Source organism: uncultured Shewanella sp. (genome assembly GCF_947495455.1).
In the GTDB taxonomy this organism is placed as follows: Bacteria; Pseudomonadota; Gammaproteobacteria; order Enterobacterales; family Shewanellaceae; genus Shewanella.
Genome location: NZ_CANLZC010000025.1, coordinates 41,364 through 58,731, shown reverse-complemented (window position 1 = coordinate 58,731; position 17,368 = coordinate 41,364). Strand labels below are relative to the sequence as shown.

The 17,368-nt window shown below is 39.7% G+C and carries 12 protein-coding genes; 5 read left to right on the top strand and 7 right to left on the bottom strand.

What is annotated here, in order from left to right:
- Nucleotides 1-717: 717 nt before the first annotated feature.
- A complete protein-coding gene (locus Q0791_RS09215; protein ID WP_299005166.1) occupies nt 718-2,058 on the top strand; it encodes a hypothetical protein in 1,341 nt (446 codons plus the stop codon).
- Nucleotides 2,059-2,199: 141 nt separating this feature from the next.
- Here Q0791_RS09215 and Q0791_RS09210 read toward each other — a convergent pair whose 3' ends face one another.
- Genes Q0791_RS09210 through Q0791_RS09200 form a run of 3 tightly spaced genes read right to left on the bottom strand, consistent with a single transcriptional unit; the run spans nt 2,200 to nt 3,926 of the window.
- A complete protein-coding gene (locus tag Q0791_RS09210; protein WP_299005165.1) occupies nt 2,200-2,634 on the bottom strand; it encodes a hypothetical protein in 435 nt (144 codons plus the stop codon).
- A complete protein-coding gene (locus Q0791_RS09205) occupies nt 2,631-3,314 on the bottom strand; it encodes a hypothetical protein (RefSeq protein ID WP_299005163.1) in 684 nt (227 codons plus the stop codon). The genes Q0791_RS09210 and Q0791_RS09205 overlap by 4 nt, the downstream gene beginning before the upstream one ends.
- A gap of 9 nt (nt 3,315-3,323) precedes the next feature.
- Nucleotides 3,324-3,926: a hypothetical protein gene (locus Q0791_RS09200; RefSeq protein WP_299005161.1), complete on the bottom strand. Its 603-nt coding sequence runs from the start codon at nt 3,924-3,926 to the stop codon at nt 3,324-3,326.
- A gap of 1,318 nt (nt 3,927-5,244) precedes the next feature.
- Here Q0791_RS09200 and Q0791_RS09195 point away from each other — a divergent pair.
- Together Q0791_RS09195 and Q0791_RS09190 are read left to right on the top strand one after the other, a co-directional pair.
- On the top strand, nt 5,245-6,603 hold the full coding sequence (locus tag Q0791_RS09195; RefSeq protein WP_299005159.1) for a jacalin-like lectin: 1,359 nt from the start codon (nt 5,245-5,247) through the stop codon (nt 6,601-6,603).
- Nucleotides 6,604-7,227: 624 nt separating this feature from the next.
- Nucleotides 7,228-9,561 (top strand): hypothetical protein, encoded by a 2,334-nt coding sequence (locus Q0791_RS09190; RefSeq protein WP_299005157.1) that lies wholly within the window; start codon nt 7,228-7,230, stop codon nt 9,559-9,561.
- Here Q0791_RS09190 and Q0791_RS09185 read toward each other — a convergent pair.
- On the bottom strand, nt 9,554-9,688 hold the full coding sequence (locus Q0791_RS09185; RefSeq protein ID WP_299005153.1) for a hypothetical protein: 135 nt from the start codon (nt 9,686-9,688) through the stop codon (nt 9,554-9,556). The two genes, Q0791_RS09190 and Q0791_RS09185, sit on opposite strands and share 8 nt — an antisense overlap.
- A gap of 131 nt (nt 9,689-9,819) precedes the next feature.
- Here Q0791_RS09185 and Q0791_RS09180 point away from each other — a divergent pair, with 131 nt between their 5' ends.
- Nucleotides 9,820-11,274, top strand: coding sequence for an SVAGG family GlyGly-CTERM protein (locus Q0791_RS09180; protein WP_299005150.1), 1,455 nt, complete (start codon nt 9,820-9,822; stop codon nt 11,272-11,274).
- 21 nt (nt 11,275-11,295) lie between these two features.
- On the opposite strand, the gene sohB is transcribed toward Q0791_RS09180, so the two are convergent.
- Entirely contained in the window at nt 11,296-12,327 is a 1,032-nt protein-coding gene (sohB, locus tag Q0791_RS09175) for a protease SohB (protein WP_299005148.1), read from the bottom strand.
- Between the two features lie 175 nt (nt 12,328-12,502).
- Nucleotides 12,503-14,992 carry a VolA/Pla-1 family phospholipase gene (locus tag Q0791_RS09170; RefSeq protein ID WP_299005146.1) on the bottom strand — a complete coding sequence of 830 codons (2,490 nt, stop codon included), beginning with the start codon at nt 14,990-14,992 and terminating at the stop codon, nt 12,503-12,505.
- 272 nt (nt 14,993-15,264) lie between these two features.
- On the opposite strand from Q0791_RS09170, the gene Q0791_RS09165 reads away from it, so the two are divergent.
- Nucleotides 15,265-16,014 carry a YciK family oxidoreductase gene (locus tag Q0791_RS09165; RefSeq protein ID WP_299005143.1) on the top strand — a complete coding sequence of 250 codons (750 nt, stop codon included), beginning with the start codon at nt 15,265-15,267 and terminating at the stop codon, nt 16,012-16,014.
- 597 nt (nt 16,015-16,611) lie between these two features.
- Here Q0791_RS09165 and Q0791_RS09160 read toward each other — a convergent pair.
- Complete coding sequence (locus Q0791_RS09160) at nt 16,612-17,259, bottom strand: MOSC domain-containing protein (RefSeq protein WP_299005141.1); 648 nt, start codon at nt 17,257-17,259, stop codon at nt 16,612-16,614.
- Nucleotides 17,260-17,368 lie beyond the last annotated feature (109 nt).

Genomic DNA, 17,368 nt, shown 5'->3' with positions numbered 1-17,368 from the left:
CGTTATATGAAGAACCATCTTATTTATCGCAATGTCTTCGGGATTATTTAGAATAAAAATATGAGGGGATCTTTAAGTGCTCAGCCACTTTTTTATCACATCGCCATTTTTCAACAGTAAATGTTAATACAAGGTCTTTTTTGTGGTGTTTTTTTGTACTGTAAATAAGTGTAATCCCATCAAAGTTTAACATTCTCCCCCGACTAGTAAATATTAATAGAAGGTTCATATTTTTATTATTAACAAAATAAAACATGAGGGTAAGCTCAAGAGGAAGCGTTCACCCTATTCATTTAGTGATCTTATGATTGTATTCTAACCATTCAATTAACATAAGGTCATCATCATATTTAAAAGAATAAAAAACCATATAAAACAATTGAAATACTGCCATTCTCAATAATAAAAATATCTTAACGTAGAAATTTAAAAATAAAATCACACTGTAAGCAAACGTCAATACAAACATAAATCATTAGTATTTTTAAATAATATTCCTCATGTTAACTTATATAGAAAATGATATTGTTAACGAGCAACAAATAATTATCAAAATTCCATTCAAATATTGCCTCAGTGTTTGCTCCCTGTTTTTGAAGTTGATAATTTACTCTAAAAAATAAAAACAGATTAAAGTTGACACATAACAAGCTTAAATTTAATTACATAAAAATCGACTCTTTAATTTAATAATAAAAAAATGGAGAATAAAAAAATATGAGAAACATCCCCATTATAGCCTTTAGTTGCTCACTCGTAATATCTATCTTTTCCTACGCCTATGCCGATAATGATGTCACAGATTATTTGAATGTAAATTATTCTGGAATGATTGTCGGTAATCCCAGCGGCAATGAATATGATACCAGTACAGCCCTTGATGATATTCCTGGCAATAAAATTTCAGGCTTAACCATTTATTATAATGGTCATTATTTGACAGGACTTAAAGTCGACTATTTATACGGTGATTCAGTACTGGCAGGGAGTGATTCAAGTACTGCAACTAGCATCACATTAGCACCTAATGAGTACATCACATCAGGCTCACTGTATCGAACCTTTGATGATGATAGCTTTGTCAGTGGTTTTATCTTCAATACCAGTGAAGGCAATAGCTATGATTTAGGCAAAACCAGTGGTGACGTCGCAGGCAGTGGCTTTACCATGTATGAATCCTACAGTGGTGAAGTTTACGGTTATGTTATCATGGGCTTTAAAGGCACCAGTGATGGTTCAGCGCTTAACAGTATTAGCTTAGTCTACGGCTATCCTTTGGAGCTGGAATACTCAGGCATTGAATTTGATGATAACGTTACCCTTGGCTCTGCAACCAATGCTTTTTTAGCAGACAGTGTCGGTATCAATGCCACTAGCGCTGAGCAATCAACCCAAGTTAGCGTGACCTATAGCAAAACAGACAGCTCAACTGATAGCTATTCATCAACAGCTGGGATCAGCGAAACCATGGGGATCTCTGTTAGTACAGAAGCAAAAACAGACGCTATTGTTTCTGTATCGGAAAAATGGGAATACTCCTATTCTATTGCTCTCGCCTACTCTGAAACTGTAGGTAGCAGTGAAACCGAATCCTCTTCAACATCTTATACTGACTCCGCAACCATGAATATTCCCGCAAAGAGTATTTATGCCATGAGAAGAGTCGTGTATTCCAGTACCGCTTCTTTTCCCTATACAATCACATACACTAACCCTTGGGATAATGCTGAATTTACCGTCAAAGGCAGTATAGAAAATGCCACTGCTGTGAGTAGCTACAATGAATGGTTAGAAATTGGCTATGTTAAAGACGATGGTACCTACTATTTAGACCCTAACTATACCGATGATTATGGCGACATAGTACCAAGCACAAGCTCCACCAGCGCATTACTCAGTAGTGATTCAAGCAGCACAAGTATTGATGATAGCGGAGCGACCACAGCAACCCTCAGTGAATTAAACATTAATATCACTAGCCTAGATGAAGAAAACTCAAATTGGATAATGTCAGATGATGAAATCCAGTTTCGTCAAGAAAATGGGATCACGGATTAATCTTATATCAATAAACAATACACAGTCAGCCAATCTTGGCTTTTAGCGGACTGTCTTTGCTTAATTTCAAACAAAAAAAAGTGTGAGCAAACTGCTCACACTTTTTTGTATTAATAAAAGCGGACTCACTCAATCAACCAATCAAGTTTTTAAAATCTGTTTCATCTCTAATAGCGCGTCTGACATAAAGCTTAGGCTACCGTAATGCAGCTCTCTTTCATCCGTCGCCAGCAATAACATGTTAGTTACTGAGCTCACTTGATTAAGCTTAGTGCGCACTTTCTCGTTTTCTTCTTGGTCTAATTCAGGCATTGACTCAGGCATAGCCGCATTGTCTTCACTATCGGGATTAAAGGCAGGCTGATCATCCCGCCCCAACATAAAGTTATCCTCTGTCCAGTCATGGTTTAAATAGCGCTTACGCATAAAGTCCATTAACTTAAACATGCTACTCACACGCGGCTCGCTCACACCCGCTTGCCACTGCTGCACCTCAGCTTCACTCACTTGCATCACCTCGGCCAATTGAGTCTCAGTCAAGTCAAAACTTGTGCGTATATCATCCAATTCTGTCACAGCCTTACTCCCTTAATTCTTTGTTTTTGGCTCATCCCCGCCTTTACTGCAAAATAACTGATCACGACTAATACCGCCATCTCAGCAATGTTCAATGGAATATAAATAAAGCCATATAAATCATAAAAAAACGCAGGCTTCAAATCAGCAAAAGCACTACCTAATGCCCCTTGGTAGATCAACTCTTCAATCCCAGTCATGAGGTTCGTCAATACAAACAAACCATATACACCTAACAATAAATACTCTTGAGCGAAACGCTGATAATGCACCTTTAGCCTTAATGCTTGAGCAATAGGGCCGCGATACCAAATCAAGGCCATCACTAATAGGTCATAACCAATATAGCTAAAATAATATGCCCATATAGGTACTTGAGTTAATAAGACATCATATAACCATAATACATCTATCAATTTCATCACAGTAGGTATTGCTAATAAGTAAGCCATATTTGGAAAACGCCGACACATCAATAAGCTCATCACCAATGCCACGCCTAAACCAATATTTCCCATCCACGCCCACTCTTTAAACAAACCCGCAATAAGGAACAACACACACAAACTACCTGCTGTCACAAAGGCCCCTAACCATAACAGCGGCTTGTGCTTAGCAAAGTAAATCACTCCCGAACTGATCAAGCCAAGGCCAATGAGTACCACAAACAACACATCCATGCTTAACCCCTAACTCAAAGTAACAGAAGACTGAATGTTCTCTTTTGGTCTTGTAGGGTTCCCACCACCACCACCACCCAAAGGTAACGGCGACAACCATCCTTCTTCACCATTCAATAAAGCAAGATTCACATTCTCATTAGGCCTAGTGGGTTGAGTCCCTCCCCCCATAGGCACTGGTAAACCCAGCTCAACGCCATCACCACTGCCTAATAAAGCAAAGTGACTATTTTCCTTACTCGGCTCTGTACCACTACCACTACCTAAAGGCTTAATTTCAAAGCCATTCCCGCCACCCAGTAAAGCAAGATTCACTTCACTACTTGGTGGCTCATTACCACTACCATTGCCTAATATCACTGGCGCTGGAATACTCACACTTAGGGGGCCGAGGGCGATGGCCTTTGACAAGGCTTGGCTGATACTTGATGTTGCTTGGGCACTGGCTTGAGCATTGGCTTGAGTATGGGCTTGCGCATTGTGCAGACTCACCAGTAAATCGGCGGGGCTGAGCGCTTGGGTTGAAAGGGTAATGCTGACCACTTCGCTGGGCTGAGGTAGAGCTTGAGTCAAATCAAGGTTTTCAATATGTTGAGGCATGTCCATTATCATTATTCTTATCCTTATGGCTTGTTTACCGCTAATATCATAGGGTTCATTATTAGCGTAATCATAGGTTTCATCATGGGCTTGCTAAGCATAGAGTCATCAGTCAGTATCATTTAGCACTTATCCCTGATAGCTAACCACTGATAAGCTAACAATTGATAAAGTAATAATTAACCGACGTTAGTGACAAATGATTAACAAATAAGTCTGATTTATTGGGTAAATAGTAGATAGTTAAATAGGCAAAATGTCAAATAATGAGCATCCCTACAAATACAAGCGAGTAATCGCAAGCCTTGCTGTGCCTGTAAGTCACAAAAAAAACACGCAAAAAATACTCAAAAGTTTGACTTTGTTTTGATAATTTTCAAAATAACCAACACAAAAATAACCAATACAAATAGAGACAAAATAATCCTTATTCCTATGATTATTTAAAAATCAAAACCAGCATGCATTTCAATCATTCATTTTCGTTAATCCCCCCTAGCATTAACCTAGAGCATCCACATGAATATTTTTAAACCAATTATGGCTTTCTCGCATACATGATCCGTATGTTTACCGAGTAAATAACTTATAACCTGCGCCTGACATAAACTCGCAATAAACACTCTATAAAAAAATACACTTAGGTATCGTCATAGTGAGAATTAACCTTTGTTAAATAAAGTGGCAAATAAGGATGATGAACTATTTAGTAAATGAATGTCAGTATACAATTAATTAAAAACTCCCTCTGCAAACACAAACGATATAGACAAAAGTCTAACCCTCGACACCCTTAATCAATTAATCAAACTGAATTCAAAATAAACAGATAAATAAAAAAATATTATTAAACATAAAGTTAAACTGAAACAGTATATTTTCAATTTAGAACAAAACCTTCTCTATAAAGATTTACTTAAACATACAAACCCAAAACTCAGCATTAAAAACCAGCACAAAACCAATAACACAAAATAAATAACCAAAACACTAGCAGATTATAGCATTAACCACCATTAACCGCATGGGAAATATTTCAGCAAATGTTAATAAAGCAGTCTTGATATATAAACATTCATATTTACTTCATCATTTTAATTGCGGCTTTGAATATTCATTGATAATTTCAATTCAAATTTACCAAACGTTAATGAGTATAAAGATTATTATAGAACCAAGTTAATTAATTAAGCCAAAATATTATTAATGGAAATAAACTAGGTAATTATTCCACCTTAACTCTTATTTATATTTTTTTATAAGAATAAAAAAGTCGAAATTCTATTCACTAAAAAAATATCATGAATGTTACACCTTGGAGAACGATGATATGAGAAAAATGACCACAATCGCACTGCTAACCAGTGCGCTTTTTATGCCTCACTATGCTAGCGCCGATAACGATTCAACTGTAGAAGATTATCTAGAGTCTGAAACCTCCAGTTGGAGTGTAGGCAATACCACAGGCACAGATTTTAATACTTATACCGAAGCCGCGAATGAAGTTGCAGGTGATCAAATTACCTCTATTACAGTTTATGATTCTCGTTTATTCTCTTCTTCGTCTACAGGTGAAATCATCGGCATGAAAGTCGATTATTTATATGGCGGCTCCAGCCAGATAGGCGGAGAGCTGACTAACTCCACCACTATCACATTAGATACCAATGAATATATCACTAGTGGTTCATTCACTTACTCAGGCAGTGACGACGATGACAGAATTGTCGCGATGACCTTTAATACCAGTGAAGGCAATACCTATACCTTTGGCGATACTTCCTCTGTATTATCCTCATCCACTACCACCAGCTGGTCATTATCAGAAGACACCAGTGATAACTGGGCACTGTTTGGCTTTTACGGTACCTATGACAATTATATCAATAGCTTAGGTATTATTTCAGGTAAAGGATTGAAATTAGAGTACCAAGGTATTGAATTTGACGATGATGTCACAGTAGGCTCGGCAGAACAAGCCTTTATCGCCACAAGTGTGGCTGCAAATGGAACGGAAATCGAGCAAAGTAAGACGCTAAGTACAAATTATACTAAAACCGAAAGCTCGACTGATAGTTATACTTATACAGCAGGTATGAGTTTAACCATGGGTGTGTCTGTCTCCTATGAAGTCAAATATGCGGGTATCGCATCTGTTTCAGCGAAATGGGATTACTCAGTTACTGATTCGTTTTCTGAAACCGTAGGCGAAACATCCACATCATCAACTTCCACCTCTTATACTGATACTGATACATTAGCAGTACCTGCTGGCTCCATTTATGCCATGAAAACCACGGTATATTCGAGCACTGCGTCTTTCCCATATACTATCACCTACATGAACGAATATGATGGCGCAACTTTTGAAGTGGAAGGTCAGGTAGATGATGCGACGGCAATCGATACCTTTACAGCATGGCTAAATATTGGTGTTGTCAACGATGATGGTACTTATACCATTTTTGATGACTACCAAGCTGATTGGGGAGATTACGATACCTCAAGTAGCAGTAGCATTTCCTCACTGTCTTCAAGTTTAACCAGTGTATCTGATGCCAGTGATGATACAGAAGTCAACATGAGTGACATAGGAGTGAACATCAATGCAATCGATGTCAACGATCCTAACTGGGTCATGTCTGATGAAGAAATCCAATTCCGTCAAGAGAATGGCATCACAGACTAATCCATTCTCACGAATGTAAGCCTAAATGAACAAGGATGTTCATTTTTACCTTCCCGATTCGGAATAAAAATGAATTAGTTGGGAAAACAAATATTGAATATGAAAGCAGAAAAAAGCACTGCTCCAGATGGATGACCGAAAGTGAGGTTATGACTATTATTATCACTTTCCATCAGTCACACCACCGCAATTCCAAACAAATTTTTATTCATTCCATTTTTGCATTGATGAATCTCCCTCTGCGTAGCCCCAATTATTCAAGTATTAGCCAACAAACCAAAACGGAAAATTGAAACACTGGACAGTCAATACGGCAACCACGATAAATCACTATCAGAAACGGTGAATATATCGGCATGAAGCGCTCACAAACGGAACATTATCACTGTGCAGTTAAATGTACAGCTGGATAAAGCTTATGCAAATGTCAAAGCGATCAACAACGCCCATTTCTTAAGCCAAACACAGATTAAATCAACTAAAGCCCATTAATACTCAAAAACGTTACAGACATGATATCAATGAAATTTGAGATAACTAATCCAATAACTGTATTGCTTTCTGGCATAAAAAATAGAGCAAATTATAATTAATTGATAGGTAGCAAAGAAAACCGAGGCTATAATGCCAAAAAAACTAAATGTGAATGACTGTGCTTCATATGCATTTTATGACATTCCAAGTACCAACTACAGTACAAACAAGCATGGCATCGTTGATCACAGAGATAACAACCGAGTACACGTTACCTATTATGGTAATGAAGCGTATTTAACCAGAGTAAACCGGAATTATGATAGAGCATTGAAGACGACACAGGCCAATTTTCCTCACGTGTTAGACTTTGGCAAATATAATTTTATATTATTAAAGCGTACAATTCGCGCCTTGAATAAGCAGCAATCTGCAACCGATGAATATTATGAATTAAGATTTTGGCAGATACAGCCAAATCAAAAATCGGTACCGAATCCCCACTGGCCAGATCAACACCAGACAATAAGGGTTGAAGCAAGCGCCTGTAGTTGCAGCATTAGCACATATTCAGATAAAGAGCCACTTGAAGTATGCGCGATTGGTCAATGTTGGTTTAAAAATTATCAAGATTATTATTATGGCACTCAAGAGGAACTCACCGATATTCTCTTTGCTAAGTATGTAAGGAAACGACTTGATGATGATTATAAGGATTATAAGAAGTATAACAATGCAAGACCGACACAGACCAGAGAAGCGTTTGTAAAAACACACCCGCTGTCCGATAACGACCTGAATTATTATCATCAATATGCCGAAGACAAAGCCACTCATAGGTTAAATCACCAAGACGAGGTTTTTGTATATCATTGTAAAAAGCCTAATGTACCTTATCCCTCATCTAAGGAGGCTACTATTGACCCTATTCATGTTCATCAATTTCAAGCTTATGTGCAAGTCACTGATTTATTTGAGGCTAATTTAGATACTAATGTGAACAACCTACTCATGCCTGATAAAGATGAAATCAAAGAAAATGACAATAATAACTATATTCGTAGCAGCAAGAGTAATGATGATGAAGTGGCGAATAAAAAATCATCAATGGAACAGCGGCGCTTTTATATGTATTTGATTCAAAATATATTGGGAAATAACAACTATTATGTGGATTTCAGCTGTATAAGCATGAACTGTTATTCAGTTAATCAATTCTCAAAAGCAGGAGCCTTAAAAGAAAGAGAGCCGAAAGTGGAAGCCTCACAAGGAAGAGTCACTATATTGTCAATCATAAACCCCTCAGGGGAAAATATTATCATCACACAAGATAGCGCTCTTGAGGCCAGTTTACCATTAAACCAACAAAATGACTCAGAACTCATGGTCACGACAAGCAATAACGCCAATAACCGAAGGGACAATGTTGATCATTCGATTCAAGATTCACCCAATGATTATGCATTGGATGACCGTAAGGAATTACAGCCATCGAATGAAGATGATAACATGAGCGCCATAGACAGAGGTTATGCTACCTTGAATACGGGCGGTTTAGGCATGCTAGATCGAAACGCTTTATTCTCACCGATTCAAAAACCTCTACCGGTAGCACGACCCAATTTTATGTCACCTGGCCCTGTGACGAGTAGCAATAATCGGGAAGCTCGGCCAGCTTTTATGTCACCTGGCCCAGCCCCTTTGGCTGGTAGCTATAATCAACAAGATAATGCTGACTATTCTATCAGTGTCACAGATGACCTTTGGGGAAAGTTAGAGACAAATCATGATGATCTCTGTAAATTACTCCATTCTCTTTGGACGTTTTTTTCTAAAATCAATCACACCTTTGACGCAAACTTTTTTTCATCGTCTTTAAGAACCAATCGAAAAGGAAAAATAGTATCAAAATACGTCGACTTCTTTGGAGCCTTATACGCACAAACTCAAGCAGCATGTGACGGCACAAAACGAAATTTTAACGTGTATCATCCACCTAGTAAACCAGCGACCCTTGAGATGCCGCTTATTAACGCCGCTCAACTGGATTTTATCTTACCTCGATTAATTAAAGATTTACTGTGTATTTTGTTTATCATTCGAGGTAGACAAAATAAGACATATGATCCACTCCAACATTTTTCGAGTTCTGCCAAGGCGCTGGTGTTACCCAACGGCTTCCATAAGATAGTAGCAGGAAGTTATAATGACCACACTCAGCGTTATTTTTTCGAACAATATCAGGGGTGTGATTTAAACTATATCAGACGAGCCAGAGACCAATTTTCAACTCAGAAAGCAATGAGCAAGCGAGCCCGTAACAGTCAAATTTATCATACTGTGAGAGGTCTCTTGTATCAGAATAAAACCATGTGTGCAGGTGCGTTACACAAAGAAGAGATAAAAAAAGTACTCTACCAGCAAGCATATGACAGTTTGCAGCATTTTAAAAGCTGCCACTGTCATCCTACTTATTTTAAATAACCTTATGATAAGATAACGCAAAGTGAAAATGAGTACCATAATTGGCCATCACAACATAGATCTTTTCAGTATCAGGATAATGTTCAGCTTTAATAGGTCTTGGCGGAGAAACATCTGAGTATTTCATAAAACATAATGCCTAATACATTCGATAATTAATGGCAAAATCTGACATCCTTAACAATACTTGAGCATAAGGAAGGTTGGCTAAATAGCATACCGCAGCCAATCAATCAGCCGTTATTGAGAGGGATGCTCATGCAGCAGAACAGTCTGAATACCCTGACACTCTTTGTCCTTATCATCAACCCTTTTTTCAGACACATTTATCGCCCCTTTTTATACGATTCATTCCATTACTATTCATCCCATGCACAGGGCTTAACGCTCTGTGCTTATTTAACCAAAACCTTAAAAACGATACTACTCCTTGCCTCACTCAGCATATCATCTTTTAGTCAAGCAAAAGAGTCCATCGATTTACTCGTTGTGGTTGAACCTGATGTTTTTGCTAAAAATAACCCTAACAGGCTGACGCGTGAAAGCCTACAAGCCGCCCTTACCCAACAAATCAATACCGCCAATTCACTATATCAACTCGCCAATATTCATTACCACTTAGTCGCGATCCTCGACTGGGAAGATAATGCCGTTTCCCAAAGATTAAGCCAAGGAGATCATTACCCACAAGCTCTAAATAGCTTAATGTCAGCCATCACAAATCAAGAGTTAAGCACACAATTTCACAGTGACAATAGAGCCAAAACCTATTTACAGCAATATTATGCTGATAAGCTGATTTTCATCACAAAAGAAAAAGATACCAGCCTTGAACCTTTTGGCCATGGATTTTATCAAGCAGGACTTAGCGTACATTCACAAGCATTAATGGCAATGCCCAGTGTACTGGCACATTTACTGGGCCACACCTTAGCCCTTGAACACCCTAGTGCCAGTGTATGCCAATCGATGACACTCTTGATGTGCAGCCCGTTTGAGGCAAACATTGCCCTTTCAATTACCGATCTAAGCTGGTTAGGGCAATTAACACAGGGGAAAAATATCCCCCACAAAACAGGTTTTGATAACAGTGCTTACTTAGGTGAATTTTCTCCAACTATGCCAAAGCTGGCCAATATCAAACTCTCCATTGATCAACGTGAGCTATCAAATGAGCAACGCGATACACAGATCACTCTGCAATTAGTCAATGACAATGGCGAACTTAAGCCCCTTAAACAAACTATTTCTGTTGAATTATTCACTCAATCAGGCACTGCTGTGGCGGCTTATCACTACCCTGAGTCTCTTTATCAACGTGTGGTATTTTTATCAGGAGAAACACAGAAACACATCAGCCTTGAGATCCAACCCAGTGCTCACTATGCTAATTTTAATGTGGGGACCCGTTATGGATTACTGGTCAATGACAGTAATATTGAAAAAGTCACTATCATAGGTGACATCAAAGACTCAGGCCCGACGGCGCCCACAGAGCCTCAAGCGCCAACGATAGAAATTAATCCCAGCCCCAACCCTTCAGCCCCAGTGATTGATAACGGTAGCGGCGATGATAACAACACAGGCAATACAGATGACACTCTGGATAGTTCAGGGGATAGTTCAGGCACAACTAGCCTATTACCTTTATTGATATTATTAAGTATCGCATTTAGACGAATGGCGGGCACAAAAAACCACTTAACTCATTAAGTGGTTTTTAACGAAAAGCCATTATTTCAATGGCTGATCTTTTGCAGCAAATTGATTTATGATGGCATTCACTGTCAATTGCGCGCCATGGGCAATTTTGTCTGACAATTTTTTCTTCAATTTATACTGTACTTTAAAGACACTGCGCTCATTAGCAAGCTTCATGATCACATCATCACTTGTGGCAATTTCATCAATCAATCCAAGTTCAATGGCTTGTTGTCCATACCAATGTTCACCAGTGGCCACTTTCTCTAAATCCAGATCTGGGCGATATTTAGCAATAAAGGTTTTAAACAACACATGGGTTTCTTGCAGCTCTTCTTTAAACTTCTCACGCGCTTCATCTGTATTTTCACCAAAAATCGTTAATGTTCGCTTAAAATCCCCAGCAGTATGCTGCTCATAATCAATTTTATGCTTTTTCAATAATCGGTTAAAGTTAGGTACTTGGGCTATCACACCAATGGATCCAACAATGGCAAACGGTGCAGCATACACTTTATTCGCCACACAGGCCATCATATACCCGCCACTGGCAGCCACTTTATCGATACAAATCGATAACGGAATATCAGCTTGTCGAATTCTATCCAGTTGACTGGCCGCTAAGCCATAACCGTGCACCATACCGCCACCACTTTCAACATTGACTAGCACTTCATCTTTATCGGTCGCAACCGCTAAGACAGCACTGATCTCTTCACGTAGCGCGCTCACTTCATGGGCATCGATACTGCCTTTAAAATTAATCACAAAGGTTTTAGGCTCAATCGCAGGCTCTTTTTCTGACTTTTCCGCCTTCTCCTTTTCTTTTTGTGTGTCTTTCAGCTGCTTTTCATAAGCTTTAAACTGCTTCTTAGACATCAAATCTTCATTTAAATAATGCTTAAGTTTTTTAAGCTCATCTGACATATTGGTCAAACTTAACTCGCCTTTACCACTTTTTTGCTTCACGGCGGTGCCTAAAATAACCAATACAACCGCCAAAATAGCGATCACTAAAGTGATTGTTTTAGCAAAAAACAACCCATACTCGTATAAAAATTCCACTATATGCTCCGAATTAACCTGCGAAAAAGCGATATACCTAAGTGAGCGAAAGACCAAATTGTCATATGACTTAAATATACCATTATGGTAATGATCTCAAGGCCACTATTGTAACAGCCTAAACCACAATAAAAAAACCCGACAATGCCGGGTTTTTCAATTATTTTATTGGAAACTAATTACACGCTTTCACCAAATCAGCATTCGTGACCACAATCGCTGCCTCCCCTTGGGCTGCACTGCTGGCAAAAGTGACCACTTCTGCTTGCATTTCAGCCGTTGCCGCTAGCGCATAACCGTCAGTAATGCCTGCTTTTTCAGAAGGATCCACCACTGAACTGTGATGCCCTTTAATAAAACGTACAACCCCTGAGCCGCTTTTAACACTATCAACACATTCTAGGCCTAGCGCACTGATCAAAGGCTCAGTACCGGATAATGGAAAATCTTCTACCTGATTTGGCAGTACTTGATCCGCTAGATTATTCGCGCCATCGCCCACCACTTCAAGCAGCTGAACAGGTAACTCAGTTGCCACTAATGTTTTAGCTAGGTTAATCGGATCGATACTGTCAACCGCAGTTTGTACAGCAAAGGCAAAAGTAGGAATAAAGGCTTCATACACAGCATTTACAACAGCAGTATATTCAGGCGTATCCTCAGTAAAACCATTGACATTCGCTTCTTCAACTAAGGCTAAAAAAGTCTCATTCGTTGTCACCGCTTTGTATAGCTCAGGTGCAAAGGTGGCGGAGCCGACAAAACTGCCCGCGAGTCCCCCTGATGGCGCAATGGCAGAGGCTGCATTTAATCCATAAGGATTTGTGATTGTTTGCCCCGTTGCCGGATCAACAATGCCTGAATTGGCATAAGCGGCCATATTGGTACCCACTATGCCACCAAGGCTTAATCCTTGCAGGCTAATGTTATTCGCATCAAAAAGTTGAGCTTGTTCATTGCTGGCAAGCTCCATCGCAAGGCCTGTTAAGCCCAAACGCAAGGCTAAGTGATCCACAATGGCTTGGCGGAAATTGTCACGGGCCGTTAAACTGCTGGCCACATTGACAAAGGCCAAAGGACTGCCATATTCAAACGCATTAGGTGTGCCTACAACAGCGCCATAACTTTTATCCGTCGCGGTGACATCATAAATACCATCACCATTGACATCAAATGAACGCTCACCATGCAATGGCATGTCAATGGCAACGGTTGCCAAACCGGCATAAGCATTGCTGCCCGCCATGGATAACATCATCTCTTTACCGCCACCTAAACCATGCATCATGATGCTGGTTGGCCAACCTGCGGCTGGCATAGTAAAGTCACCTTTGCCTTGCAAGGTATAAATCGCGGCCATTTTCTCAACATTTGGCAGAGTGATCTGCACATTCACCGTTTCATAGGCCGTAATGGCAGGCACAGGATTGTATTGAGTTAAATGCTTAACCGGATCCACAGGGCTTTTATCATCTAAAAACCACGCTTTCCCCACTAACAAAGCTGGGTTACTTAACGCCGCCATCCCATCGATACCATAGGCACTGGCCTGAGCAATAAAGTTACTTTGACTTAAGGTTCCCGCTTTAATGGCTGATAACACGGCGATCGGGCTATCTCCCAAGGCCGTCCAATACCCATTAACGACGGGGTTTAACTCACTGTCTAAACATTGAGCCGATGAACATTGGCTGTAAATAGGCAATTTCAGCGACATACTGTACACATCGGTTGCATCCGCTAACAGATAGGATTCCCCTGCCGCTTCAGTTAAGCCTAATGCTTGCGCGACGGTATAGCCCTTGGCTGTAAAATCAGATAGTTGTGGTTGATAAGGATTACCCTCTGTAGTGTCAACCATTAATAACTTTGTGGTTTCAATCACAGATGAAACCGATTGTGTAGTAAACAAAGCAGAATAAATGATGCTGTCTTTATCAACACTATGGCTTGCCGCCATGCCCTTTTCATAACTGTTAATAATGTATTGCATACCAAGCTGAGTCAGCGCCGGTAACGGCTCGACATCAATATCGACTTTTAACGTGCTGTAGGTCTTTGAGGGGGCCACCGCTTGCCCTGAAGAATCTTGAATTAAATTCGTCAATGCATAGATATAAGACTGTTTCTCATCAAAAGGTTTTAGCGGCACTATGATAATTTGATCGCCGGATACGCTGGTTGCAAAATCGACACCGTATTTCAACTCATCACCCACTTTACACGCCGATATACTCGGCAGTGAAGTACATTCTGCATCTTGTGATAACGGACCACCGACCTGTGCTTTAAACATACGCACTGCGCCTGCTTGTGCGATAGAAGAGGCAGATAAAGTGAGTGGATTACCGTCGGCATCATTTTCTAAATTCACCTTAATGGCAATAGGTGCCGTTGTTGACCAACCATCTAATGCCCCCAAAGCAATTGATGGGTCGGTATAGTCTCCCGTATCTTCATTTGGCATATTTAATGTGCCATCGGTTGTTCCACTGAAGACAAAATCACTCGGCACTGCGAAGTCTGCATTTGCGAGATCAAACACAATACTGGAGCTAGACTGGACGGTTTCTGTTTTTTCTGTCACTTCGTCCTTGCTGTCTTCTCCACAAGCCGTGAGTCCAAAGGTTGACGCAATCGCGACACTTAACATGAGTTTTTTCATTCTGAGTTCCCAAATCTTGTTGTAATAATTTTATTTTCCAAAGGAAATTAGCCACAAAATTCTGTAACATATGGCTATATTGCACCGAGTCAATCTTATACTCAGTAAAAGAGATGTAGAATTTAACGTAAAATCATTGAATTGGCTACATTTTTGTTACTGTCTTTTAGTATTAGATTGTGACAACCTTATTCAAACGTTTAAAACAGGTGTTTATTTAAGCGATGATGGCCGATATCATCCGCTTTCGATTGACTAGGAAAAATGGATCCATGTTGGAATATCAAGCAAAAAAAGATTTACTCAAAAATAAAACCATTCTTGTGACAGGTGCGGGTGACGGTATTGGCCGCACGGCAGCTATCACTTTTGCCGCTCATGGCGCAACCGTCATACTATTAGGGCGCACCGTAAAAAAACTTGAAGCCGTCTATGATGAAATAGAACAAGCGGGTTACCCAACACCTGCAATTATCCCTCTTGATTTAAAAGGTGCGACTGAGCAAAACTACAAAGATATGGCTGACACCATAGAAGAACAATTCGGTCATTTAGATGGGTTATTGCATAATGCAAGCATACTGGGTGTATTAGGCCCTTTTGAACAAATCTCTATGAGTTCCATCGAAGAAGTCATGCAGATCAATGTCTATGCCAAGATCATGATGACCAAAGCCTTACTGCCTGTAATGAAAAAAGCGCCTCGAGCCTCGATTTTATTGACATCAAGCAGTGTGGGGCGTAAAGGGCGCGCATTTTGGGGAGAATATTCAATATCCAAGTTTGCCACCGAAGGCTTAATGCAGTTACTGGCTCATGAATATGAAGACACCCAGATCCGCGTCAACACCATCAATCCTGGCGCGACTCGAACAGAAATGCGAGCAACCGCCTACCCCGCAGAAAATCCTGAAACCCTCAAGACACCAGAAGATATCATGCCCGCATATCTTTATTTAATGGGCGATGATTCAATTGCAGTGACAGGACAACAATTAAACGCGCAAGCGCCTTTGAAATAATCTTATACCAATCTAAGTAAGTAAACGAACCATTCAGAGCCACTCAGGCTTTTCAATTCAAGGCGCATTGATGCAGTAAGGGTCATTCCCTTTCAAATTAATGCAACACAGAAGTGAAATGCCTGAGTGACTCACTCTGTGCGGGTTTAAAAATACGTTATGCTGCGTTGTCTATTTTCGATATAGAATAACTATTAGCATCAAACAGACGCCTTACCTACCGCATTTCTAATTCCCGCTGAATGATCACTTATTTACTTAGATTGGTATTATATACCCGTGAAACTTCAATTTGCAGGATTCATCTTGAAGTATCACGGGTATAGGCTCCTTGAGATGGCTTCTCATTGCTCCCGCTAATGACTAAATAACCTGAACTCGGGATAATGAGTGTCAAAAATGTTAGGTAACCCACTTAATATCAAAAAATTGAATGAAATTGGGTCATTCTTTATTTTCGAACTTGGCTTAATACTGCAATTTTTGTCGATATCAAGGCGTGATTTCGTATCTAATAGCAGGCTATTAGTAGAAAGCACAACACAGATAGCGGCAGAAATAGTGCTATTAAGCGGCGCTGCTTATCCCGAATTCAGGTTAAATAGCAGACAATCTTTTCTCTATTTTCTTTTTCCATTCAGGTGCTAAAGCCCTCAAGCTTAAGGCTTCAGTCAAGACATCATCGGCGCCAACATAATGCCTGTCAAAATAAGCCTGAAAGAGATCCTTAATAGTCACACCATGACTCGACTTTTTTTCAATGAGTACCGAATGCCCCGTTTTGGCGATTCCAGGTTCCAGTACTCGAAAATAAATACCTGTACGGCAATTTTTTGTGAAGAGTTTAACCACATCCTTATTATCCAGCGCCAGACCCAGTTTATAGCAAGGCACTCTTGGTTGACTCACTTCAAGTAAAGCTGTGCCGATACGAAGCTGATCGCCAATATGGATATTCTCTTCAAAAAGGTTTGATATGGTAAAATTTTCACCAAAAGAGCCATTCGATAGCTGACGCTTGTTTAAAATAGGCTTCCAATAGTCATAGTGATGGAATGAAAACGCATAAACAGCTTTATCTTCACCACCATGATGAATACGATCCGCTTGTTCATCACCCATAATATTGAGCTTCTCAATGGCCACTTCGCCATCAATCGGTTGCTTAAATATCCCTGTTGTCACCTCTTTGCCGTTATATAAGACTGTTTTTATTTTTGAAATATTGGTTGATATGATTTTCATTTTAAAGCCTATTTAAGAAATAACTCACAATCATAACTGACGCCAACTTTGGCGTCAGTGACCGACACGCAGACTAAAGTAAAGTCACCTTTATTTTTGAAATCAAAGT

Bases quoted from the DNA above. Each gene is read 5' to 3' on its own strand.
- Q0791_RS09190 (WP_299005157.1), top strand. From the start codon at position 7,228: ATGCCAAAAAAACTAAATGTGAATGACTGTGCTTCATATGCATTTTAT.
- Q0791_RS09195 (WP_299005159.1), top strand. From the start codon at position 5,245: ATGAGAAAAATGACCACAATCGCACTGCTAACCAGTGCGCTTTTTATG.
- Q0791_RS09200 (WP_299005161.1), bottom strand. From the start codon at position 3,926: ATGATAATGGACATGCCTCAACATATTGAAAACCTTGATTTGACTCAA.
- Q0791_RS09180 (WP_299005150.1), top strand. From the start codon at position 9,820: ATGCAGCAGAACAGTCTGAATACCCTGACACTCTTTGTCCTTATCATC.
- Q0791_RS09160 (WP_299005141.1), bottom strand. From the start codon at position 17,259: ATGAAAATCATATCAACCAATATTTCAAAAATAAAAACAGTCTTATAT.
- Q0791_RS09170 (WP_299005146.1), bottom strand. From the start codon at position 14,992: ATGAAAAAACTCATGTTAAGTGTCGCGATTGCGTCAACCTTTGGACTC.
- Q0791_RS09205 (WP_299005163.1), bottom strand. From the start codon at position 3,314: ATGGATGTGTTGTTTGTGGTACTCATTGGCCTTGGCTTGATCAGTTCG.
- Q0791_RS09165 (WP_299005143.1), top strand. From the start codon at position 15,265: ATGTTGGAATATCAAGCAAAAAAAGATTTACTCAAAAATAAAACCATT.
- Q0791_RS09215 (WP_299005166.1), top strand. From the start codon at position 718: ATGAGAAACATCCCCATTATAGCCTTTAGTTGCTCACTCGTAATATCT.
- Q0791_RS09185 (WP_299005153.1), bottom strand. From the start codon at position 9,688: ATGAAATACTCAGATGTTTCTCCGCCAAGACCTATTAAAGCTGAACAT.